Source organism: Aquincola sp. J276 (assembly GCF_024700035.1).
In the GTDB taxonomy this organism is placed as follows: Bacteria; Pseudomonadota; Gammaproteobacteria; order Burkholderiales; family Burkholderiaceae_C; genus Aquincola; species Aquincola tertiaricarbonis.
In genome coordinates this window covers 2,999,348-3,021,237 of sequence record NZ_JAJONC010000001.1, presented here as the reverse complement: position 1 = coordinate 3,021,237, position 21,890 = coordinate 2,999,348, and the positions used below count along the sequence as shown (strand labels likewise).

18 protein-coding genes and 1 riboswitch are annotated in these 21,890 nt (G+C 72.0%); of the genes, 8 read left to right on the top strand and 10 right to left on the bottom strand.

The window, feature by feature from the left end; all coding sequences use genetic code 11:
- Positions 1-3: 3 nt before the first annotated feature.
- From LRS14_RS13875 to metH, 3 genes are all read right to left on the bottom strand, one after another.
- Complete coding sequence (locus LRS14_RS13875) at positions 4-1,521, bottom strand: DUF1501 domain-containing protein (RefSeq protein WP_310740828.1); 1,518 nt, start codon at positions 1,519-1,521, stop codon at positions 4-6.
- A gap of 14 nt (positions 1,522-1,535) precedes the next feature.
- A complete protein-coding gene (locus LRS14_RS13870; protein WP_257799918.1) occupies positions 1,536-3,380 on the bottom strand; it encodes a DUF1800 family protein in 1,845 nt (614 codons plus the stop codon).
- A gap of 197 nt (positions 3,381-3,577) precedes the next feature.
- Entirely contained in the window at positions 3,578-6,319 is a 2,742-nt protein-coding gene (gene metH, locus LRS14_RS13865) for a methionine synthase (RefSeq protein WP_257799917.1), read from the bottom strand.
- A gap of 60 nt (positions 6,320-6,379) precedes the next feature.
- Positions 6,380-6,464, bottom strand: a riboswitch (S-adenosyl-L-homocysteine riboswitch).
- 250 nt (positions 6,465-6,714) lie between these two features.
- Between metH and LRS14_RS13860 the strand changes: the two genes are divergently transcribed.
- Positions 6,715-7,215 carry a hypothetical protein gene (locus tag LRS14_RS13860; protein ID WP_083440558.1) on the top strand — a complete coding sequence of 167 codons (501 nt, stop codon included), beginning with the start codon at positions 6,715-6,717 and terminating at the stop codon, positions 7,213-7,215.
- A 110-nt stretch (positions 7,216-7,325) separates the two neighbouring features.
- Positions 7,326-7,727: a hypothetical protein gene (locus LRS14_RS13855; protein ID WP_257799916.1), complete on the top strand. Its 402-nt coding sequence runs from the start codon at positions 7,326-7,328 to the stop codon at positions 7,725-7,727.
- A gap of 134 nt (positions 7,728-7,861) precedes the next feature.
- Here the strand turns inward: LRS14_RS13855 and LRS14_RS13850 are convergent, their stop codons facing one another.
- The 5 genes from LRS14_RS13850 to LRS14_RS13830 form a co-directional block, all read right to left on the bottom strand.
- Positions 7,862-8,920, bottom strand: a complete 1,059-nt coding sequence (locus tag LRS14_RS13850) for a homocysteine S-methyltransferase family protein (RefSeq protein ID WP_046113288.1) — start codon at positions 8,918-8,920, stop codon at positions 7,862-7,864.
- Positions 8,917-11,067 (bottom strand): bifunctional diguanylate cyclase/phosphodiesterase, encoded by a 2,151-nt coding sequence (locus LRS14_RS13845; RefSeq protein ID WP_257799915.1) that lies wholly within the window; start codon positions 11,065-11,067, stop codon positions 8,917-8,919. The genes LRS14_RS13850 and LRS14_RS13845 overlap by 4 nt, the downstream gene beginning before the upstream one ends.
- Before the next feature lie 87 nt (positions 11,068-11,154).
- On the bottom strand, positions 11,155-13,485 hold the full coding sequence (locus LRS14_RS13840; RefSeq protein ID WP_046113286.1) for an ATP-binding protein: 2,331 nt from the start codon (positions 13,483-13,485) through the stop codon (positions 11,155-11,157).
- A 60-nt stretch (positions 13,486-13,545) separates the two neighbouring features.
- On the bottom strand, positions 13,546-13,833 hold the full coding sequence (locus LRS14_RS13835) for a DUF3567 domain-containing protein (protein WP_257799914.1): 288 nt from the start codon (positions 13,831-13,833) through the stop codon (positions 13,546-13,548).
- Between the two features lie 111 nt (positions 13,834-13,944).
- Positions 13,945-15,048: a DUF3108 domain-containing protein gene (locus tag LRS14_RS13830; protein ID WP_257799913.1), complete on the bottom strand. Its 1,104-nt coding sequence runs from the start codon at positions 15,046-15,048 to the stop codon at positions 13,945-13,947.
- A gap of 92 nt (positions 15,049-15,140) precedes the next feature.
- Between LRS14_RS13830 and LRS14_RS13825 the strand changes: the two genes are divergently transcribed.
- From LRS14_RS13825 to LRS14_RS13805, 5 genes are read left to right on the top strand one after another with little or no spacing between them, the layout of a single operon-like run.
- Positions 15,141-16,130, top strand: a complete 990-nt coding sequence (locus LRS14_RS13825) for a fumarylacetoacetate hydrolase family protein (RefSeq protein ID WP_046113397.1) — start codon at positions 15,141-15,143, stop codon at positions 16,128-16,130.
- Positions 16,131-16,144: 14 nt separating this feature from the next.
- Positions 16,145-16,627: a TIGR02281 family clan AA aspartic protease gene (locus tag LRS14_RS13820; protein WP_046113284.1), complete on the top strand. Its 483-nt coding sequence runs from the start codon at positions 16,145-16,147 to the stop codon at positions 16,625-16,627.
- A gap of 26 nt (positions 16,628-16,653) precedes the next feature.
- A complete protein-coding gene (locus LRS14_RS13815; RefSeq protein WP_257799912.1) occupies positions 16,654-17,664 on the top strand; it encodes a TraB/GumN family protein in 1,011 nt (336 codons plus the stop codon).
- 49 nt (positions 17,665-17,713) lie between these two features.
- On the top strand, positions 17,714-18,352 hold the full coding sequence (locus LRS14_RS13810) for a PhaM family polyhydroxyalkanoate granule multifunctional regulatory protein (RefSeq protein ID WP_257799911.1): 639 nt from the start codon (positions 17,714-17,716) through the stop codon (positions 18,350-18,352).
- A 46-nt stretch (positions 18,353-18,398) separates the two neighbouring features.
- The gene (locus LRS14_RS13805; RefSeq protein WP_257799910.1) at positions 18,399-19,601 is read left to right on the top strand and encodes an FIST N-terminal domain-containing protein; all 1,203 of its coding nucleotides are present in this window, start codon (positions 18,399-18,401) and stop codon (positions 19,599-19,601) included.
- On the opposite strand, the gene LRS14_RS13800 is transcribed toward LRS14_RS13805, so the two are convergent.
- Positions 19,598-20,569, bottom strand: a complete 972-nt coding sequence (locus LRS14_RS13800; RefSeq protein WP_046113280.1) for a DMT family transporter — start codon at positions 20,567-20,569, stop codon at positions 19,598-19,600. The genes LRS14_RS13805 and LRS14_RS13800 overlap by 4 nt on opposite strands.
- Positions 20,570-20,636: 67 nt before the next feature.
- Positions 20,637-21,482, bottom strand: a complete 846-nt coding sequence (locus LRS14_RS13795; RefSeq protein ID WP_257799909.1) for an AraC family transcriptional regulator — start codon at positions 21,480-21,482, stop codon at positions 20,637-20,639.
- A gap of 127 nt (positions 21,483-21,609) precedes the next feature.
- Between LRS14_RS13795 and LRS14_RS13790 the strand changes: the two genes are divergently transcribed.
- Entirely contained in the window at positions 21,610-21,795 is a 186-nt protein-coding gene (locus LRS14_RS13790; RefSeq protein ID WP_046113278.1) for a CsbD family protein, read from the top strand.
- Positions 21,796-21,890: the final 95 nt, after the last annotated feature.

Sequence of the window (21,890 nt, the reverse complement as noted above, 5' to 3'; positions counted from 1 at the left end):
CCGTCAGGCCATGAAACCCAGGTTGCGCTTGCTGGCGTCGAAGTTCGCCAGGTTGGGGAACACGTCCATCAGCTGACCGTCCGACAGGCCGAACCAGCGGCCCAGGGTGCCGCCGAGCTGCTCCACCGACGTGGTGGGCAGCAGGGCGCCGTTGGCGATCTGGTCGGGGCTGTTGAAGCCGCCCCGGCCGTCGGGCAGGCCCAGCTGCGGGAAGGTGCCGTACAGGTCGCGGCCGCGCACCGCACCGCCGAGCACGAAGTGGTGCGCGCCCCAGCCATGGTCGGTGCCGTCGCCATTGCTGGTGAAGCTGCGGCCGAAGTCGCTGGCGGTGAAGGTGGTGACGCTCTCGCGCAGGCCCATCGCGCCGAGCACGCCGTCGAAGTACGCCAGCGCGTGCGACAGCCGCGCCATCAGGTCACCATGGACACGGTTCTGCGCATCGTGGGTGTCGAAGCCGCCCAGGTTGACGAAGAACACCTGGCGGCGCACGCCCAGCGTGTCGCGCGCCGCCATCAGGCGGGCCACCACCTGCAGCTGCTGCGCCAGCGGGTTGAGCGCGCGGCTGCCGTTCACCGTGTCGTACCAGAGCTGCGAGGTCGCCACGCCGGCGGTCGCACCCGGTGCGTCGTACGGCGCCTGGTTGGCGGCCGGCAGCGCGGCGGAGACCAGCTGCTCGGCATCGATCGAGCGGCCGACGATGGCCGCATGGTCACGGGCCAGCAGGTCGCTGGTGCGGGCGTTGCGCATCACGTTGCGCATGCCGTTCATCGCCACCGCGCTGCCGAACAGCGTGGTGGCGCCCTGCCCGCCGATGCGCATGGCGCCGCTGCCGGCCGACACCTGGTACTGCAGCACGCTGCGGCCGGCCAGCCACACGGCGCTGCCGGCGGCGGAGATGGAGGTGAAGGTGGCGCCGCTGTTGGCGGACATCAGCAGGTCGCCCATGCGGCCGCCCCAGCCCGCGGTGCTGCCTTCGGCGCCCAGCGTCTGCCATGCGGCCTGCTGGTCGTTGTGCGAGAACAGGCTGGCCGGCCGCGGGAACGAGGCGGTGTTGTAGTCGGCGCGCGTGGTCGGGCGCACCAGCGGGCCGATGTTGGGCAGCACCGCCAGCCGGCCGGCGGCGAACAGGTCGCGCGCGCCGGTCATCAGCGGATGCAGCGCGAAGCTGCGGCCTTGTGCGTTCACCGGGTCGAGCGCCAGCACGCCGCCCAGCCGGTCGGGCGAGCCGATGGCGGCGGTGGCCACCGGCGCGGTGCCGGCCGCGCGCAGGTTGATCGGGTCGGGCGCCTGGTTGCGCACCGTGGTGTACGCCTGCCAGGAAGCGGCGTCGGTGGGCAGCACCATGTTGAAGGCGTCGTTGCCGCCGTTGAGGAAGACGCACACCAGCGCCTTGTAGTCGCCGGCGGTCTGCGCGCTGGCAGTGCCCATCGCGGCCAGGTTGAGCGCCAGCGGCGTGGCGGCGGCACCCAGGGAGGAGAGCGCGGCCGCCCGTTGCAGGAAGGCGCGGCGGGAAGCGTTCACGGAGCGGTCCATGGTCATTTCTGCACGAGGAATTCGGGGGACACCAGCACCAGGAAGGTGGCGATGAGCGCGCGGTTGCGTCGGGCGTTGGCGATCTGGGTGGCATTGCTGCCGTCGGCGCGGGCGGCGGGGATGGCCACCGACTGCACGGCGGTCAGCAGCTCGCCGCGCAGGGCGGCGGGCGCGGCGGCGCCCATCAGGCGGGTGGCCACGCGGTCGACCAGTTCATCGGGGCGGTCGGCCACGGCCTCCTCGCCGCTGAGGTCCACCTGCACGTCGCGGCGGGCGGCCTTGCCGTCCAGGCCCTGCATGCCCCAGCCCGACTGCACGCCACCGCGCATGTAGTTGGCGTAGCCGGCCACCGACGATTCATGGGTGAGCTGCAGTTCCGGCGTGGTCATGCCGGCGGCGCCGGACAGCGTGCCCGGCGCCACATAGCCCGGACGGAAGAAGTTGAAGACCGACGGCGAGCGCAGCGGCGTCTGGCCCAGCGCGGTGGCGGCGTCGTCGGTGTTGCTGATGAGCCAGCTGCCCGAATCGGAGGTGGCGCCCAGCGCACGCAGCGTGGCCGTCAGGCGCAGCACCGGCTCGCGCAGCTTGCCGAAGGCGGGATCGGCCAGCGCCGCGCTGCCGCGGGCCTCGCTGTCCAGCAGGATGGCCTTGACGGTCGCCTTCAGGTCGCCGCCCGAGCCGGTGAACGCCGCCGACACGCGGCCCACGTAGGCCGGGCTGGGATGGCTGGTCACCAGGCGCTGGATGAGCTGGCGGCCGATGAAGGGGCCGACATTGGGGTGCGCGGCCAGCGTGTCCAGCGCCGCCTTCAGGCTGGCGGCCGGCTGCGCCGTGCCCTGGGCCGGCACCACGGCGCCGAGGAAGCGCTTCTCGCTCACCGAATGGAACTGCGGATAGCCCTGCATCGGCTTCCACAGGCGGTCGGGGTCCTGGTAACCAGTCGCGCCCCAGAAGCGGTTGTTGTGGGTGTCCGGGCCGGCGTAGCTGAAACCGGTGAACACCTTGGCCAGGCCGGCGATGTCGTCGTGGGTGTAGGTGGCGATCGGCGCGCCGTTGCCGTCGAGCTTGCGGCTGCCGTCGGCGTTGAGCTGGTGCAGGCCGATGGAGAACAGCTGCATCACCTCGCGCGCGAAGTTCTCGTCGGGCACGCGACCCGCCGCGACGTTCTCCTTCTGGTTGCGCAGGTGCGAGAGGTACAGCCCCATCGCCGGATGCAGCGCCACGCCTTCCAGCACCTGGCGGTAGCTGCCGAAGGCGTTGCCGCGCAGCATGTCCATGTAGGCCGCGACGGCGCGGGTGTTGTTGGTGACGGCGTCGTTCTGGAACGAGACGACGAAGATCTCCGACAGCGCGAAGGCCACGCGCATGCGCAGCTGGGCGTCGGTGGTCACCGCCTCGCGGTAGAAGGCGTCCAGCACCTCGCGCTGGCCGGCCGACTTGGTGGCATCGGCCGCCTGGATGGCGGCGTGGGCGGCGTCCCAGCTGCTGCGCAGCGAGCCGCCTGGGCGGGCGAACTGCTCGTCCAGCCAACCCTGGTAGCCCAGGGCCAGCACACGCTCGATGTCGGCCGGCGTGGCCCCGAAGGTGGCCTGGGTCAGGAAGCGCACCGCATCGGCACGCGTGGGCGTGCCAGACGGGGTGGAGGCCTCCAGGGAAGGTCCGGTCGGTGCCGGCGCAGCCACGCCGCCGCCGGTGGCGGGCGCATTGCCGGCGGGCGGGCCGCTGTCGGCCCCCACGGCGGGCGAGGCGCCCGAACCGACGGCCGTCTCGCCGCCGCCGGAGCCGCCACCGCCGCCACCGCAAGCCGCCACCAAGCCGGCGGTTGCCGCCACTGCCACCCACCGCATGCCGCGTTGGAACCACGGACGGCGCAGCGCCGTCGTCGATACCTCGTTCACCATCGCCCCTGAGCAGGCACTGGCCTGCGTGTCTCAGAGGCTTATCGGCAGGGCTGGCAAGGCGCCGAAGCGGGCTGAACGCCGGAAGCGCCGGGGCTTCGGCGGAGTTGCAACAGAACGCGTCGGAAGGCCGGAGTAGCCGGCCGCTACCCCAGCAGCGGCGCCAGCGCCCGGCGGGCGTCGCGCTCGTCCAGCGCGTTGCGGGCCTGCCAGTCGGCCAGCTGGTCGTCGCCGATCTTGCCGACGTTGAAGTACGTGGCCTGCGGATGCGCCAGGTAGAAGCCGCTGACGCTGGCCGCCGGCTTCATCGCCAGGCTCTCGGTCAGCTCCATGCCGACGTCGGCCGCGTCCAGCACGCGGAACATGTCGCGCTTGGGCAGGTGGTCGGGGCAGGCCGGGTAGCCCGGCGCGGGGCGGATGCCGCGGTACTTCTCGGCGATCAGCTCCTCGTTGCTCAGCGCCTCGTCGGCCGCATAGCCCCAGAAGTCGGTGCGCACCCGCTGGTGCAGCCGCTCGGCGAAGGCCTCGGCAAAGCGGTCGGCCAGCGCCTTGAGCATGATGGCCGAGTAGTCGTCGTGGTCGTCGAGGAACTGCTTCTCCTTCTTCTCCACGCCCTGCGCGCTCACCGCGAACAGGCCGACGTAGTCCGGCTTCGTGCCCTTGGGCGCCACGTAGTCGGCCAGGCAGCGGTTGGGCCGCTTCACGCCGTCGACCACCGGCCGCACGCTCTGCATGCGCAGCCCGCGCCAGGTCATCAGCACCTCGGTGCGCGATTCGTCGGCGTAGATCTCGATGTCGTCGTCGTTCACCGTGTTGGCCGGATACAGGCCGATCACGCCATGGCACTGCAGCCAGCGGCCCTCGATCAGCCGCTGCAGCATGCGCTTGCCGTCGCTGAACACCCGCGTGGCCGAGTCGCCCACCACCTCGTCGCGCAGGATCTCGGGGAAGCGGCCGGCCAGGTCCCAGGTCTGGAAGAAGGGCGTCCAGTCGATGCAGGCGGCCAGCTCGGCCAGGTCGTAGTTGCGGAACACGCGGCGGCCGATGAAGCGCGGCTTGACCGGCGTGAAGCCGGCCCAGTCCACCGGCGTCTTGTTGGCGCGCGCCTCGGCCAGCGTCACCAGCGGCGTGGCCTTCTTGTTGGCGTGCTGCTCGCGCACCTTGGCGTAGTCGGCGGTGATGTCGTCGATGAACTTGGCGGCGCGCTCGTCCGACAGCAGCTCCGAGCACACGCCCACGCTGCGCGAGGCATCGGGCACGTACACCACCGGGCCTTCGTAGTGCGGCGCGATCTTCACCGCGGTGTGCACGCGGCTGGTGGTGGCGCCGCCGATCAGCAGCGGCACCTTCTTGCTGCGGAAGAAGTCGTCGCGCTGCATCTCGGCGGCCACGTACTGCATCTCCTCCAGGCTGGGCGTGATGAGGCCGGACAGGCCGATGATGTCGGCGCCCTCCTCGCGGGCCTTCGCCAGGATCTCCTGGCAAGGCACCATCACGCCCATGTTCACCACCTCGTAGTTGTTGCACTGGAGCACCACGGTGACGATGTTCTTGCCGATGTCATGCACGTCGCCCTTGACGGTGGCGATGACGATCTTGCCCTTGGGCTTGGCGTCGCCGCCCGCTTCCACCAGCAGGCGCTTTTCTTCCTCGATGTAGGGCAGCAGGTGGGCCACGGCCTGCTTCATCACCCGCGCGCTCTTGACCACCTGCGGCAGGAACATCTTGCCGGCGCCGAACAGGTCGCCCACCACGTTCATGCCGGCCATCAGCGGGCCTTCGATCACGTGCAGCGGCCGGCCGCCGTCGGCGCGGATCTGCTGCCACACCTCCTCGGTGTCGTCGACGATGAACTCGGTGATGCCGTGCACCAGCGCATGCGACAGCCGCTCGGCCACCGGCAGCGTGCGCCAGGCCAGGCGGGCGGAGTCGTCCTTGGCCGCGCCCTTGGCCGATTCGGCGATCTCCACCAGCCGCTCGCCCGCATCGGGCCGGCGGTTCAGCACCACGTCTTCCACGCGCTCTCGCAGCACCGGCTCCAGGTCGTCGTACACGCCCACCATGCCGGCGTTGACGATGCCCATGTCCATGCCCGCCTGGATGGCGTGGTACAGGAACACGGTGTGGATGGCCTCGCGCACCGGGTCGTTGCCGCGGAAGCTGAAGCTCACGTTGCTGACGCCGCCCGACACCTTCGCGCCCGGCAGGTTCTGCTTGATCCAGCGGGTGGCGTTGATGAAGTCGACCGCGTAGTTGTCGTGTTCCTCGATGCCGGTGGCGATGGCGAAGATGTTGGGGTCGAAGATGATGTCCTCGGGCGGGAAGCCCACCTCGTCCACCAGCATGCGGTAGGCGCGCTCGCAGATCTCGATCTTCCGCTGGTAGGTGTCGGCCTGGCCCTTCTCGTCGAAGGCCATCACCACCGCGGCCGCGCCGTAGCGGCGCACCAGGTTGGCCTGCCGCTTGAACTCCGTCTCGCCTTCCTTCAACGAGATGCTGTTGACGATGCCCTTGCCCTGGATGCACTGCAGCCCGGCCTCGATCACCGACCACTTGGACGAATCGACCATGATCGGCACCCGTGCGATCTCGGGCTCGCTGGCGATCAGGTGCAGGAAGCGCACCATCGCCGCCTGCGAATCGAGCATCGCCTCGTCCATGTTCACGTCGATCACCTGGGCGCCGTTTTCCACCTGCTGGCGGGCCACGGCCAGGGCGTCCTCGAACTGCCCGTTGAGGATCATGCGGGCGAAGGCCTTGGAGCCCGTGACGTTGGTGCGCTCGCCGATGTTCACGAACAACGAGCCTGCGCCGATGGTCACGGGCTCGAGGCCGGCCAGGCGCAGCGGGGCGGGTTGGGGGCGGTGGGGCAGGCTAGCGTCGGACATGGCGGAATCCAGGAATCCGGCACGGCGAGTCGGCTGCGGCCCACCCGCAACGTCGTCCGTGCCGGGTGAGCGTGGTTGCACACGGCGGAAGGGCCGGTGTCCGAGCCTGGCAGCCGGTGTGGCCGTCGCAACGCTCCTCGGACAGGGGCGCGATTTTAGCGACCCGGCCTGCCCCGCCTGCACAATGGTCCAAGCACATGAACTTCAGCAGGAGATGACGCGATGCAGTGGTGGAATCGATCAACCCCGGTCGGTATGGCGCTGCTGGCAGCCGCCGTGCTGGCAGGCTGCGGCACCCGGGTGCCGCTGGACCAGCCCACGCCCCGCATGACGGTGCCGCCGCCGCCGCTGCCCGAGCCCCCGCCGCCCCTGCCCTTGCCCCCGCGGCCACGCCGATGCCGGTGGCGCCTTCGGCCGAGGCCGCGCTGCCGCCGGCCCCGCCGGCATCGGAAGCCGCACCGCCTTCCACCACCACCCAGACGCAGCCGGGCGTGCCGCTGCTGCCGCCCGAAAACGGGCCGCTGATGACCGAACAGCGCTGGCTGCAGCAGTGGTTCGAGGGCACGCCGGTGGTGATCGCGCCGCAGGGCGACGGCACGCTGCTGGTGGAAGTGCCGGCCGAGTTCTGCTTCGACGTGGGCGCCTCGGCCGTCAAGCCGCCGCTGGCCGCGGTGCTCACCCGCGTGCGCAGCAGCCTGGAGCGCCAGCCCAGCCTGCAGATGCGCATCGAGGCGCCGGCCGAATCGGGCGGCCCCGGCTCGCTGGCGCGTGAGCGCAGCACCCGCGTGCGCGAGCACTTCTACAGCGCCGCCATCTCGCCCACCCGCATCACCGAGGCCGATGGCCTGCCCGGCGCGCCGGTGCGGCTGGTGATCAACGGCGGCACCGGCGGCTGACGGCGCGGTTCACCGCCCGCAACACCGCTTACATGGCGCAGCGCGTCCGGGCCCGCGGGCCGCGCTGCAATCGGGCGATGACCACGATGTTCACGCACTCCCCTCGCCCCATGTCCCGCCGCACCGCGGCTGCCGCCTGCGTGGCCGCCGCGCTGCTGGCGTCCGGCTGCGCCACCGGTCCGCAAGGTGGCAGCGCCGGCAGCACGCCTGCCGGCAGCGAGGCCGACCGCCGAGCCGCCGCACCGGCGGCCCTGATGGCCGAGCAGCAATGGCTGCAGCAATGGTTCAGCGGCACGCCGGTGGCGATTGCGCAGGAGCGCAGCGGCGCGCTGCGGGTGGACGTGCCGGATGCCTTTGCCTTCGATGCCGGCCAGGCGGCCGTCAAACCGGCGCTGGCCGCGGTGCTGGACCGGGTGGCGGAAAGCATGCGCCGGCGCGACCTGCTGGTGCTGACGGTGGCGCCTCCCGCGGGGGCGAGGCCGGGCTGGGACGGCGCCGGGTGGAGTCGATGACGCGCCACCTGACCGGCCGCGGCGTGGACGCCGGCCGCATCGCGCCCGCGGCGGCCGATGGGCCGGTGGTCGGCCTGCGGCTGCGCGTCAATCCGGCCGCCGGCGCCTGAGCCCGGCCGGCCGGCCGATGCGGATCAGGCGGCTTCGGCCGCCTCGGCTTGCACCAGGCCGCTGAACAGCGGATCGCGCCGGCTGCGCGGCCGGTAGGCCGACACCCGCTGCGCGATGGCGGCGATGTGGTCGGGCGTGGTGCCGCAGCAGCCGCCCACGATGTTCAGGAAGCCGCTCCTTGCGAACTCTTCCATCAACCCGCCGGTGACGTCGGGCGTCTCGTCGAAGCCGGTGTCGCTCATCGGATTGGGCAGGCCGGCGTTCGGGTAGCAGGAGATGGCGGTGTCCGGCGCCGCCTTGCCCAGTTCCTCGATGTAGGGGCGCATCAGCGCCGCGCCCAGCGCGCAGTTCAGGCCCACCGCCAGCGGCTTGGCATGCCGCACCGAGTGCCAGAAGGCCGTGACCGTCTGGCCCGACAGGATGCGGCCGGAGGCGTCGGTGACGGTGCCGCTGATGATCACCGGCAGCCGCTCGCCGGTGGCTTCCATCAGCTCGTCCAGCGCGAAGATCGCCGCCTTGGCGTTCAGCGTGTCGAAGATGGTCTCGACCAGGAACAGGTCGCAGCCGCCGTCCAGCAGGCCCTGGGCCTGCTCGTAGTAGGCCGCGCGCAGGGCTTCGAAGGTGACGTTGCGCGCCGCCGGGTCGTTGACGTCGGGGCTGATGCTGGCGGTGCGCGGCGTGGGGCCCAGCGCGCCGGCCACGAAGCGCGGCTTGTCGGGCGTGCTGGCCGCGTCGCAGGCTTCGCGAGCGATGCGGGCGGCGGCCACGTTCATCTCGTACGCCAGGTCCTGCAGGCCGTAGTCCTCCTGCGCGATGGAAGTGGCGCCGAAGGTGTTGGTCTCGATCAGGTCGGCCCCGGCCGCCAGGTACTGGTCGTGGATCTCGCGGATCACGTCGGGCCGCGTCAGCACCAGCAGGTCGTTGTTGCCCTTCAGGTCCTTCGGATGGTCCTTCAGTCGCTCGCCGCGGAAGTCGGCTTCCGTCAGCTTGTACCGCTGGATCATCGTGCCCATGGCACCGTCGATGACGACGATGCGTTGCTTCAGCAGCTCGGGCAGTTCGGCGGCGCGGGTGTAGTTCATGCGCCCGATTCTAGGGACGGCGCTTCATCCACGGCGACGTAGGCGGAATCGCCGAAGGTGAGCGACTCGGGCCGGCCCACGCCGTCGGCCCACAGCGCCATCAGGTGCGGCAGCATCGGCTTGGCGAACAGGAAGCCCTGCAGCTCGTCGCAGCCCAGCGCATGCAGAACGTCGCGCTGGCCCGGGGTTTCCACGCCTTCGGCCACCACGTTCAGGCCCAGCGCATGGGCCAGTCGCACCACCGCTTCCACGATGGCGCGGGCATCGGCGCTGGTCTCCAGGTCGCGCACGAAGGCGCGGTCGATCTTGAGCTGCCGCGCCTGCAGCCTGCGCAGGTAGGACAGGCTGGAATAACCCGTGCCGAAGTCGTCGATCGACATCTGCACGCCGATGCAGGCCAGGCGCTCGAAGGTGCGCAGGGTGCTCTCGGCGTCTTCCATCGCCACCGACTCGGTGATCTCGAAGGTGAGCAGCGTGGCATCGATGCGGTGCTCGTCGATGGCACGCTGTACCCGATCCACCAGGTCGTCCTGCCGCAGCTGATAGACCGACAGGTTGATGGCCACGCGCACACGCAGGCCTTCGTCCAGCCACTGGCGCACCTGGCGGCAGGCGCGCTCGATCACCCAGTCGCCCAGCGCGCCGATGAGGCCGAAGCGCTCGGCCACCGGGATGAACACCGCCGGGCTCACCAGCCCGCGCCGCGGATGGCGCCAGCGTGCCAGCGCCTCGGCACCGGTGATCACGCTGCCGTCGCCCGACACCTTGGGCTGGTAGTGCAGCTCCAGCTCGCCGCGCTCCAGCGCCAGGCGCAGGTCGCGCTGCAGCTCCACCTGCTCGCGCACATGGGCGTCCATGTGCGGCTCGAAGAAGGCATAGCCGCGGCCACCGGCGCGCTTGGCGGCGTACATCGCGGCATCGGCATTGGCCATGAGCTTGCCGCGTTCGCCACCGCTGCCATGCACCGCGATGCCCACCGAGCACGACAGCGCCACCTCGCGTTCCTGCACCGTCACCGGCCGCGACAGCGCGTCGATGATGCGCTGCGCCGCCTGGGCCACCGCGGCCTCGTTGCGCACGCCCTGCAGCAGCAGCACGAACTCGTCGCCCCCCACGCGGGCCACGGTGTCGCTGGCGCGGGCCTCGGCGGCCAGGCGCTGCGCCATCTCGCGCAGCACCAGGTCGCCGAAGGCATGGCCGAAGGAATCGTTGATCGGCTTGAAGCCGTCGAGGTCGACGAACAGCACCGCCAGCGTGCTGCCGTCGCGGCCGGTGCGCTGCACAGCCTGCGCCACGCGGTCGTCGAACAGCAGGCGGTTGGGCAGGCCGGTGAGCGCGTCGCGGAAGGCCAGCTGGTGCAGCTCGTCGTTGGCCGCCTGCAGCGATTGCGCCAGCAGCTGTGCCCGGCCCTGCAGCCGCGCATCCAGCAAGGAAGTGAACAGCGTCAGCAGCAGCAGCGTCACCGCGGCCACCGACACCAGCATGCCCAGGCTGTCGCCGCGCAGGCCGTTGGCGCTCAGGCATACCGAGCCCTCGGCGAAGGACGCGGCGGCCATGCCGGTGTAGTGCATGCCGCAGATGGCCGCGCCCATCACCAGGGCGGCCAGCGTCTGGCCGGCGCGCGCGGCCGAGCCGCTCAGCCGGCGCAGCCAGAAGAAGATGAGCAGCGCCGCGGCCGAGGCAGCCACCGCCACCGCGGCGGAAGCGGCCACCGTGGGCCAGTGCCACTGGATGCCCGGCGCCATCTGCAGCGCCGACATGCCGGTGTAGTGCATGGCGCAGATGCCCAGCCCGATGGCCAGCGCGCCGCCGGCCAGGGTGGACCAGCGCAGTTCCGCCCGCGAGGCGATGCCCAGCGCCATGGCCGACGAAGCCACCGCGGCAACCCAGGACAGCAGCGTGCGGCCCACTTCGTAGCCGATCTCGATCGGCATCTGCACCGCCAGCATGCCCACGAAGTGCATGGACCAGATGCCGCAGCCCATGGCCAGCGATCCGCCGATCCACCAGCTGGCCGCCATCAACCGGTCTTCGGCGCGCACGCGGTGGGCCAGGTTCAGCGCCACGAAGGACGCCAGGGTGGCGATCAGGTAGGACAGCGCGACGACGAGCGGGTCGTAGCGCAGGGCCATCGATGTAACTTCCATGCGGGGTACTGTGGCTGGTCGAGTGGAGCCGCCACCCGTGACCTTCCGTTGTCGGCCATTGCTGCCGACGCTTGAGCTATCGGGCCGCTACCGCACGAAGCCCATGCCGCGGCGCTGGCGCACCAGCGGCTTGGCGCGGTGCTCGCCTTCCAGCTGGGCCAGGAAGCCGTCGGCATCGAACACGTCGCCCAGCACCTCGGCCTGGCGCTGCACCGCGGCGAAGTCGCCGGGCGTAAGCTGGTCCAGCTGCAGCAGCCGCTGCCGGTGCTCCGGCTGCAGCGCCGCCTCCTCGCCGCCCAGCGCCTCGGCCGCGAACATGCGCAGCCGCTGCGCCGGCGTCAGCGGGTTGAAGCGGATCTTGAAGGTGAAGCGGCGCAGCGCGGCTTCGTCCAGCTCGTCGAACAGGTTGGTGGTGCAGATGAAGATCTCGGCGAAACGCTCCATGCACTGCAGCATCTCGTTGACCTCGGTCACCTCGTAGGTGCGCTCGGCGCGCTGGCGGCTGCGCAGGAAGCTGTCGGCCTCGTCCAGCAGCAGCACCGCGCCCTCGGCGGTGGCTTCCTCGAACATGCGGGCCATGTTCTGCTCGGTCTCGCCGACGAACTTGCTCACCAGGTCGCTGGCCTGGCGCACCATCAGCGGCCGCTGCAGCGATTGGGCGATGTGCTCGGCCAGCGCCGTCTTGCCGGTGCCCGGCGCACCGTGGAAGCACAGCGTGCCGTGGCCGCGGCGGCCGAGCGATTCGATGATGCGCGGCAGCTCGAAGCGGGTTTCCACGTTCAGCAGCGACAGGTCGTACTGCGTGACCACCGGCCGCGCCGGCCGCTGGCTGCCGCTCTGGCCCAGCGCCTTGTCGGCATTGCCCAGCTGGCGCTCGATCAGGCTCTCGATGGCCGCGCCGTCCGCATCGGGCGCCTGCGCCAGCCGCGCGAAGCGCACCGCGGTGCGGATCTGCGCCGGCGTGAGGCCGCGGCGCTCGGCCAGCCGCGCCGCGAAGCCCGCGCGCACCGGCACCTCGGCCAGCGCGCGGGTGACCAGCGCCTCGCGCGCGCCGGGCGGCGGCGACTTCAGCTCCAGGTGGTACTGGAAGCGGCGGCGGAAGGCGGGGTCGATCTGCTCGATGCGGTTGGTGACCCAGATCACCGGCACCGGATTGGTCTCGAGGATCTGGTTGACCCAGGCCTTGCCGCTGACGCTGCCGCTGGGCGCGTCGCTGCTGTCCAGCCGGGCCATCAGCTGCGCGGTGTCGGTGGACAGCGGCGGGAACACGTCCTCCACCTCGTCGAACAGCAAGGCCACCTGCGGGCTGGTCTTGAGGAACACCTGGCTGATCTGCAGCGAGCGGTAGCGGTCGCGGCCCGACAGCGAGTTGCCGTCGCGGTCGGCGTACTCCACCTCGTACAGCGTGAGGCCGGCCGACTGCGCGGCCACCTTGGCCAGCTCCGTCTTGCCGGTGCCGGGCGGGCCGTACAGCAGCACGTTGACGCCGGGCGCCTTGCGCTGCACCGCATTGCGCAGCAGGCCGGCCAGCACGGCCAGGTCGTCGCCGACGAACTGGAAGTCGGCCGGCTGCAGCTCGCTGGCATGCGCCGGGCGGGTGAACACGGCCATCAGGTCGTTGGGGCCGGGGTACTCGCGCATCAGCACCGGCGGCAGCTGGTCGCTGACCTTCATCAGGTCGGCCAGGTCGGTGATGTTGTGCTCGGAGATGAGGTTCTCCACCATGCCGATGCGCTCGAGCCGCGATCCGGCGCGCAGGGCCTCGGCCACGTCGCGCTGGTCCACGCCGGCCACGTCGGCAATGGCGGCATAGGCCTCCTGCGCGCTGGACACCTTGAACTCCACCAGCAGGCCGCGCAGGTCGCGCTGGTAGCGGGCCAGCGTGCCGTACAGCAGCAGCGCGCGCTCGGCCGCATTGAGCTGCAGCAGGCCGGCCAGCGCGTCGATGTTCTTCTCGACGAGGGTCAGCTCCTTCTTCAGGCTGCGCTCCAGCCACTGCGAGGTGGCAGCCAGCACCGTCAGCAAGTCCTTCGGCGCGTCCTTGATGTATTCGTCGATGTAGAAGAAGACCGTGCCTTCCTCATACGGCCCGCGCCAGTGGCCGTGGCGCTGCAGGAAGGCGTCGTCGCCCAGGGCCTCGTGGCCACGCCAGTGCTCGTTGTTCTGGCAGCGCTGGGCGAGGAAGGCGCGCAGCCGGCGCAGGACCGGCTCGGGCCAGGCCAGGTGGCGGCCGGTAAGCGACAGCAGGCTGTTCCAGTCGCGCCGCAGGTTGAAGCGGCCCGCGTTGCGCATCGTGAGCGCCAGCACGAAGCGCGAGCACATGCGGTCCATCACGGGCGCATCGCGCAGGTCGGGCGACAGGTGGAGCGGGACGTCGGCGGTGGGATTCACGGCACGCAGCGGGGTTGTGCGCTGCATGTTCGCCCAGCCGCCGGGCCTGGGCAAGCCCTGCCGGTGGCAGGGCCTTGGCGGGGCGGATCAGTGCAGCACGACGGGGTGCTGGGCCAGCTGGGTGAAGCGGGCGATGTAGTCGTCCAGCTCGTCCTCCGACGGGCTGGTCTGGATGAGCGCTTCCACGCCCTCCTTGAAGCTTTCCGCCATCGCACCTTCCAGGAAGATTTCCTTGCGGGCGAACTTGTCGACGATTTCGTAGCCGCCACGAGTGAGCGGTGCGTCCTGTGCCGGGCTGGCCTGGGCCGGCGTGGCGTCGGTAGGCAGGTCGAACTGCACCACCGCAAAACTGTCCGAGTTGTAGAGCATCAACATGGAGTTCTCTCCTTGCAGGCCAGTTGGCGCCGTGATCGCAAGTTTCAAGCCATGCACGGCATTCATGACCGCTGCGGAGCAATCGGGCGGCCCGGGCCGCGGGCGCCCGGTTCAGTCGGCCAGCCTCAGCTCCAACGCGTCGTCGTTGCCGGCCGTGGACAGGCGGGCCAGCACGGGGCGGTGTTCACGGGCCGGGTCCAGCCAGACCTCCACGTGCGTGTCGTAGGCCTTGCGCGGCTCGCGCACCAGCTTCAAGGCCAGGGTGTCCCGGCCGCCGCCGCCCGGTACGTTCTCGAGCCCGACCACGCTGAACTGCCACAGGTCGGCGTCGCCCCGCGCGCCGGAGACGAAGAACGACAGCCGCGAGCCCACGCCGAAGCGCTTGGGCGATGCGTTGAGCACGCCCCCGAGCTGCAGCATCCAGCTCAGGCGGTCCTGCGCGCCGGTCGGCAAGTCGTACTGCACCGACGGGCCGGAATAGGTGATCTTGCCCGCGCCGCGCTGGAAGTTGGCGGCCTGCGCATCGCGGCCGCGGCGGCGCACGAGGAAGCGCTCGGGTGCCACGCCGGCACGGTCGATGGCGCCGGTGCTGGTCCAGTCCAGCACGTTGAAGCCGGCCACGCTGCCGTCCAGCCGCGCTTCGTAGCGCCGGCCGTCGGCCGATGGCGCCCAGCGCAGGGTGCCGGTGCCGCCGAGCATGCCGCGCTGCAGCCGGTAGCGCGCGCTGAAAGCGGCGGCCAGCCGGGTGGGGTAGACGGGCACTTCCACCGTTTCCGCCCGCGCGGCGGCGGGGGCCACGGCGGTGGCGGCGGCGGCCATCACCAGGGGCAGGTCGGCGGGCTCGGGGGCGGCGGGGTCGGGGCCGGGGTCAGTCTGTGCCACCGTCGGTTCGGGCGCGGGCAGTTCGGCATGCGTGTCGGCGGCCGGGGCTTCCTCGGGCGCGGGCGGGTCGTCCTCCACCGGGGCCCGGGCCGCGTCTTCGGCCGGCTGGCCGGGCGCGGGCGCCGGCTGGGGCATGGCCTGCAGCGCCGCGGTGGGCCGGGGCGTCTTGCCGGCCTGGGCCGCCGGCATGGGCGGGGTGGCGGGTTGCGGGGCGGCGGCGGCCGGCTGCGCTGGCACGTCCACCGCCGCCAGCGTGCGCACGGTGAAGGCACCGGGGCGGCCCGGCAGCTCGCCATCGGCCTGTGTGGCCAGCCCCAGGTGCTGCAGCCCCACGCCAGGGCCAGCACGATGGCGGCGGCCACGCCGCCCAGCACCAGCCGGCGGCGCCAACGGCCGGGCGCGGGGGAGCCATCACAATCGCTTTCATGAAACTCGCTACGTACAAGGATGGATCGCGGGACGGCCAGCTGGTGGTGGTGTCGCGCGACCTGGCCACCGCCCATTTTGCGACCGGCACCGCCACCCGCCTGCAGCAGGTGCTGGACGACTGGAACTTCCTCAGCCCGCAGCTGGAAGACCTGTACCAGACCCTGAACCACGGCAAGGCCCGGCATGCGTTCGCCTTCGAGCCGCAGAAATGCATGGCGCCGCTGCCGCGCGCCTGCCAGTGGGCCGACGGTTCAGCCTACCTCAACCATGTGGAGCTGGTGCGTCGCGCCCGCAAAGCGGAAGTGCCCGAGAGTTTCTACAGCGACCCACTGATGTACCAGGGCGGCAGTGACGACTTCCTGGGCCCGTGCGACGAAGCGGTGTTCGGGGACGAGGCCTGGGGCATCGACTTCGAGGCCGAGCTGGCGGTGGTCACCGGCGACATCCCCATGGGCTGCGCCCCCGACCGTGCGCTGGAAGGCATCCGCCTGCTGATGCTGGTCAACGACTGGAGCCTGCGCAACCTCGTGCCCGCCGAGCTGGCCAAGGGCTTCGGCTTCTTCCAGAGCAAGCCGGCCACCGCCTTCAGCCCCGTTGCGGTGACACCCGACGAACTGGGCGACGCCTGGAAAGGTGGCCGCCTGCACCTGACGCTGCACAGCGCCTGGAACGGCCGCACCGTGGGCCTGACCGAGGCCGGGCCGGAGATGACCTTCCACTTCGGCCAGCTCATCGCCCACATGGCCAGGACACGCCGCGTGCGTGCCGGCAGCATCGTGGGCAGCGGAACCGTGAGCAACCAGGACTGGTCCCATGGCTATGCCTGCATTGCCGAAAAACGCGCCATCGAGACCATCGAAAGCGGTGAGCCCAAGACCGGCTTCATGCGCGACGGCGACACCATCCGCATCGAGATGAAGGGCAGCGACGGCCAGAGCGTGTTCGGCGCCATCGAGCAGCGCGTGGTGGTGGAGGCCGCCCGCTGAGCGCGGGCCGCGGCATGGGCGAGCTGTCCCGCACCTTCAAGCTGGCGACGCTGTGGCTGCTGATCGGCGCGGCCGTGTTCCTGGGCGTGCAGTGGTGGCAGGCGCAGCAGCGGCAGACCCGCTTCAGCGCCGAAGGCGGCGTGGTGGAGCTGCGCCGCGCACCCGACGGGCATTTCCACTGGCCGGGCCAGGTCAACGGCGTGGCGGTGGACTTCCTGGTGGACACCGGCGCCACCAGCACTGCGCTGCCCCAGTGGCTGGCCGACCGCGCGGGCCTGACGGTGGAAGGCAGCATCACCTCCAGCACCGCGAACGGCACGGTGCGCGGCGGCCTGGCGCGGGCCGACGTGGCGCTGCAGGGCGGCATCCGCGCCGAGCGCCTGCGGGTGACGGTGCTGCCCGCGCTGGAGGCGCCGCTGCTGGGCATGGACGTGCTGTCGCGCATGCACTTCAGCCAGCGCGGCGGCGTGCTGCGCTTCGAGCCGGCCGGCCCCTGACCTTCGATGCGCCTTCCGGAGACCGCATGACCTTCGCCCCAACCGTTCGCCGGACCCTTCGCCAGCGCCTGGCTGCGCTGCTGCTGTGCGGCCTGGCGGGCCTCGTCGCCCCCGGCGCACGGGCCGCCGACACGCCGGCCGCGCCGCCGGTCGATTGCCCGCCGGTGGCCACCGCGCCCACCGAGGCGCAGATGCGCAGCGCCGTCGCCCAGGCGCGCGACCGCGGCCTGCTCTGGCGCATCGAGCGCGACGGCCAGGCCAGCCACCTCTACGGCACGGTGCACATCGGCAAGCTGGCCTGGACGGTGCCCGGGCCCCGCGTGCGACAGGCGCTGATGGCCGCCGACACGCTGGCGCTGGAGCTGGACTTCACCGACCCCGCGATGGCGCGCAAGCTGGCCGCGATGGTGGCCGCGCCGGACGGCGGCCACGGCGTGCCGCTGCCGCCGGCGCTGCAGGCGCGGCTGGCCCGCCTGGTCGAAGCCGCCTGCCTGCCGCCGGACAGCCTGCAGGGCCAGCATCCGGTGATGCAGGCGCTGTCGCTCACCCTGATGTCCGCCCGCCGCGAGGGCCTGGACCCGGCCTTCGCCCAGGAGTTCTCGCTCGCCGGCTTCATGCGGGCGCTGCAGCGCAACGTGGTGTCGCTGGAAACGCCGGAGCTGCAGATGGCGGCCCTGGTGCCCGCCGACCCCGCGCAATCGCTGCGCATGGTGCAGCAGATGGTGGAGCAGCTGGAGGCGCAGCGCGCCCAGGCCCTGCTGCTGCGCCTGGCCGACGTGTGGGAGCGCGGCGACCTGGCGCAGATCGAGCGCTACGAGGCCTGGTGCGATTGCGTGGAGACCGAAGACGATCGCCAGCAGATGCAGCGGCTGAACGATGCGCGCAACCCGGGCCTGGCCGACCGCATCGAGGCGCTGCACCGCGAAGGCCGCCAGCTTTTCGTCGCGGTGGGCGCGCTGCACATGACCGGCCCGCAGGCGCTGCCGCGGCTGCTGGCCCAGCGCGGCTTCCGCGTGGAGCGCGTGCCGCTGCGCTGACCCACAATCGGCTGCAGCAGTCCACCGAACCCCCACCAGGAGACTCACCATGGCCGACAGCGCCTCCCCCTTCAAATCCCTCGTGCCCGGCTTCGACTTTCTGCAGAACCTGGTCAAGGGCGCCGGCACCGCGATGCCCTCGATCGGCCAGTGGGTGGCGCCCACGCTGGACCCTGCCGAACTCACCAAGCGCATCGACGAGCTGAAGACGGTGCAGTTCTGGCTGGAGCAGAACGCACGCATGCTGGCCGCCACCATCCAGGCGCTGGAGGTGCAGCGCATGACGCTGTCCACGCTGAAGACGATGAACGTGCAGGTGCAGGACCTGCAGGAGGCAATGAAGATCAAGATGCCCGAGCCCGCGGCCGCCCCGGCGCCCGCCAAGGCGGCGGCACCGGCCGAGCCCGCGGCCACCGACGAGCCCGCGGCCGCGCCCGCGCCGGCCGGCGTGGTGGACCCGATGCAGTGGTGGGGCGCGCTGACCAAGCAGTTCACCGAGCTGGCCACCGAGGCCATCAAGGAAGGCAGCGCCCAGGCCGCGCAGGTGGCGCAGATGGCCAAGCTCAAGCCCGGGCCGGTGGCCGCGGCACCGGACGAGGCCGCGGCCGATGCACCCGCGGCCGCGCCGGCCCGCAAGGCGCGGCCGGCCGCCAAGACCGCGGCGCGCAAGCGCGGCACCGGCAGCTGAGGCCGCCACCGGAGGCCGGCTGGCGCGGCGGGTGCACACTGGGCCCATGATCCCGTTCATCCACGCCCACGCCACCCATCCCGACTGGCGCATGGCCCTGGCCCTCGTGGCCGCCCAGGTCGATGCGCAACGGGCCGCCCAGGCCCGAGCCACCGAGGCCGCCGGCCGGCCCTTCACGCTGGGCTTCGTCTATTTCAGCGACCACTACACCGCGCACGCCGACGCCCTGCTGGACGACCTGCGCAGCCGCTGGCCGGGCGTGCAGTGGGTGGGCTCGGTGGGCGTGGGCGTGGCCGCCAGCGGCGTGGAATACATCGACGAGCCGGCGCTGGCGCTGATGCTGGCCGCGCTGCCGCCCGAGACCTTCCAGGTGTTCTCCGGCGCCCGGCCGCTGGGCAGCACCGAGCCTTTCGCCGCGCTGGTGCATGCCGACCCCGGCACGCCCGAGCTGGCGGAGCTGATCGGCGAGCTGAGCGGGCGCACCGCTTCCGGCTACCTGTTCGGCGGCCTGGCCGCCGGCCGCCAGGGTGCGGTGCACCTGGCCGACGCGGTGTGCCGCGGCGGCCTCTCGGGCGTGGGCTTCACGCAGGCCGTGCCGCTGCTGTCGCGCGTCACCCAGGGTTGCCAGCCGGTCGGCCCGGTGCGGCGCGTGACGGCCGCGCAGCGCAACGTGGTCACCGCACTCGATGGCGAGCCCGCGCTGGACTGCCTGCTGGCCGACCTGGGCGTGGCGCTGGACGACCCGCATGCGGCGCTGCCCAAGCTGCGCGCCACGCTGGTGGGCCTGTCGGACGGCCGCAGCGACGTCCTCACCCGGCCCGGCCAGTTCGGCACCGACACCCGCGTGCGCCACCTGGTGGGCCTGGACCCGGCCGCCCGCGGCATCGCCGTGGCCGACGTGGTGGAGCCCGGCATGCAGCTGGCCTTCTGCGCACGCGACGTGCAGGCCGCCCGGCGCGACCTGGTGCGCATCTGCAGCGAGATCCGCGAGGAGCTCGAGCCCGATGCCGGCAGCTCCACCGGCCCTGGCGATCCGCTGCAGCGGGTGGCCGGTGCGCTGTACATCAGCTGCGCCGGCCGCGGCGGGCCGCACTTCGGCGCACCGTCGGCCGAGATGCAGATCCTGCAGCATGCGCTGGGCGACGTGCCGCTGATCGGCTTCTTCGCCGGCGGCGAGATCGCGCACCACCACCTCTACGGCTACACCGGCGTGCTCACGGTGTTCCTGGAGCCCGCGGCGGCCTCCTAACCAGCGTGCGCCTGCACCGCCGCCACCGGCTCCGGCCGCACGCGCAGCGCCCAGGCCACGCCGGCCACCAGCAGCACGATGCCCAGCAGCGTGACCGGCTCCGGCCAGCGCCCGCGCAGCATGAAGGCATAGGCCAGCGCGGCCAGCGTCTCGAACACGATGAGCTGGCCCACCAGGGTGGTGGGCAGGCGCTGGCTGGCCTCGTTCCAGCACAGCGTGCCCAGCCAGGAGGCCAGCAGGCCGATGGCCACCATCAGGCCGATGAAGCGCGCCGGCGTGGGGCCGAAGGGCATGGCCAGCGGCTGCGCGGTGGCGGTGGCCCAGGCCCAGAGGCCGGCAAAGCCCAGCATCGCCATCGGCAGCGTGGCGATGCCCTGCGCCGTGGCCCAGCTGCGCGGACTGCGGTCGGCATGGTGGCGCAGCCAGTCGGCATTGCGGATCGGGTACCAGGTCCAGCAGGCCACCGCCGCCAGCGCCAGCAGCGCGCCGCTGGCGTAACGGCCCACGTCGGCAGCGGGGTCGGCGCGCAGGTGCTGGATCTCCACCTGGTTGACGCAGCCGATGCCCGCCGCGATGAGCGCCAGCGAAGGCGCCAGCTTCAGCCACGGCAGCCGGCCATCGCGCGCGGCATCGCGCAGGTTGGAGCAGATGGCGATCACCACCGGCAGCGTGCCGATGATCATGGTGGGCAGCGGCCCGCCCGCGCGCTGGATGGCCGCGGCCAGGCACAGGTAGTACAGCAGGTTGCCGACGAGCGAAAGCTTGGCCGCCTCCAGCCAGTCGGCGCGGGTGAACTGCGCCATGCGCCGGCGGTCCAGCCACAGCAGCGGCAGCGCGATGAGGCCGAAGGCCAGGTAGCGGCCGAAGGACAGCATGGCCGCCGGATAACCCGGCAGCAGCGTGGGCGCGATGAAGACGAGGCCCCACATCAGGCCGGCGGCCAGGGCGAACAAGGTACCGATGAGCATGGCCGCAGTGTCGGCCAGCCGACGGGCCCGGGTCTTGTACCGGATTGCGCTGCCGCGCGCGGCGGCCTCAGCCCACCTGCCGCGCGTAGCGTGCGGGCGTGACGCCGTAGCGGCGGCTGAAGGCACGGGTGAGGTGCGCCTGGTCGGCCAGCCCCACCGCCGCAGCCACCGACGCCGGCGGCTGGCCGGCCGCCAGCCGGCGCTTGGCCTGCAGCAGCCGCAGGGCCATCAGCATCTGGTGCGGCGTGGCGCCATGGGCGGCCTTGAAGCTGCGCTGGAAATGGAACGGGCTCAGGTCCGCCACCGCGGCCAGTTCCGCCAGGGTCAGCGGCTCGGCCAGGCGGTCGTGCATGCAGTCGATCACTGCGCCGAAGCGCAGGGCGGACGCCGGCTGCAGCGGCCGGCCGATGCGCGCGGCGGGCCGCAGCAACTGCAGCAGATCGAGCAGCGCGCCGTCCACCGCCAGCGCATCGGTGGCCTGCCACAGCCGGTGGAGCTGCTGCTGCAGCCGCGCGGCCAGCAGCGCGTCATGCTGCACCGCGCCGTCGAACCACCAGCCGGCATCCCCGGTCAGCGCCTGCAGCAGCTCGGCGTCAAGGTACAGCATGCGGTAGCTCCAGCCCTGCGCGGTCTCGGCGCGGCCGGTGTGCAGCTCATCGGGATTCATCAGCACCACCGAGCCGGCGGGCGCCAGGTGCTCGGTGCCGCGGTAGCGGAAACGCTCCACCCCGCTGACGATGGCGCCGATGCCGAAGGCCTGGTGGGTATGCGGCTCGAAGGCATGGCGAACGATATGCGCCCGGTACAGCTCCATGCCCGCGCGGTGCGCAGGCCGGCGGAACTCGGCCCGGTCGGCCGGGTGGTCGAACTGGTCGGGTACGCCCTGCATGCGGCCGATGATGGCATGCGGCATCGCCCTACATGCAACCGCGCCCGGGGCCGACGGTTACGGGTGTGACCACGCGGCACAGTAGCTTCACCGCTGAACGCCAGCGGCCGGCAGCGGCAACGCCGCCTCAACCCCCTACGAAGGACTCAGCATGAACAACGACCAAGTCAAGGGCCGCGTCGACGACGCCAAGGGCCATGTGAAGGAAGCCGTGGGCAAGGCCGTGGGCAACGACCGTCTGGCCGCCGAAGGCGTGGCCGACCAGGTCAAGGGCACCACGCAGAAGAACTACGGCGATGCCAAGGAAGACATCAAGGATGTCGTGAAGGGCCGCTGAAGCAGCCCTCCCCAGGCGCCGGGCAGGCGCCACCACCGACCCAGCGGGCCCTCGAGAGGGCCCGTTTGGCCTTGTGCGTGCCGCGCCCGCCCGGG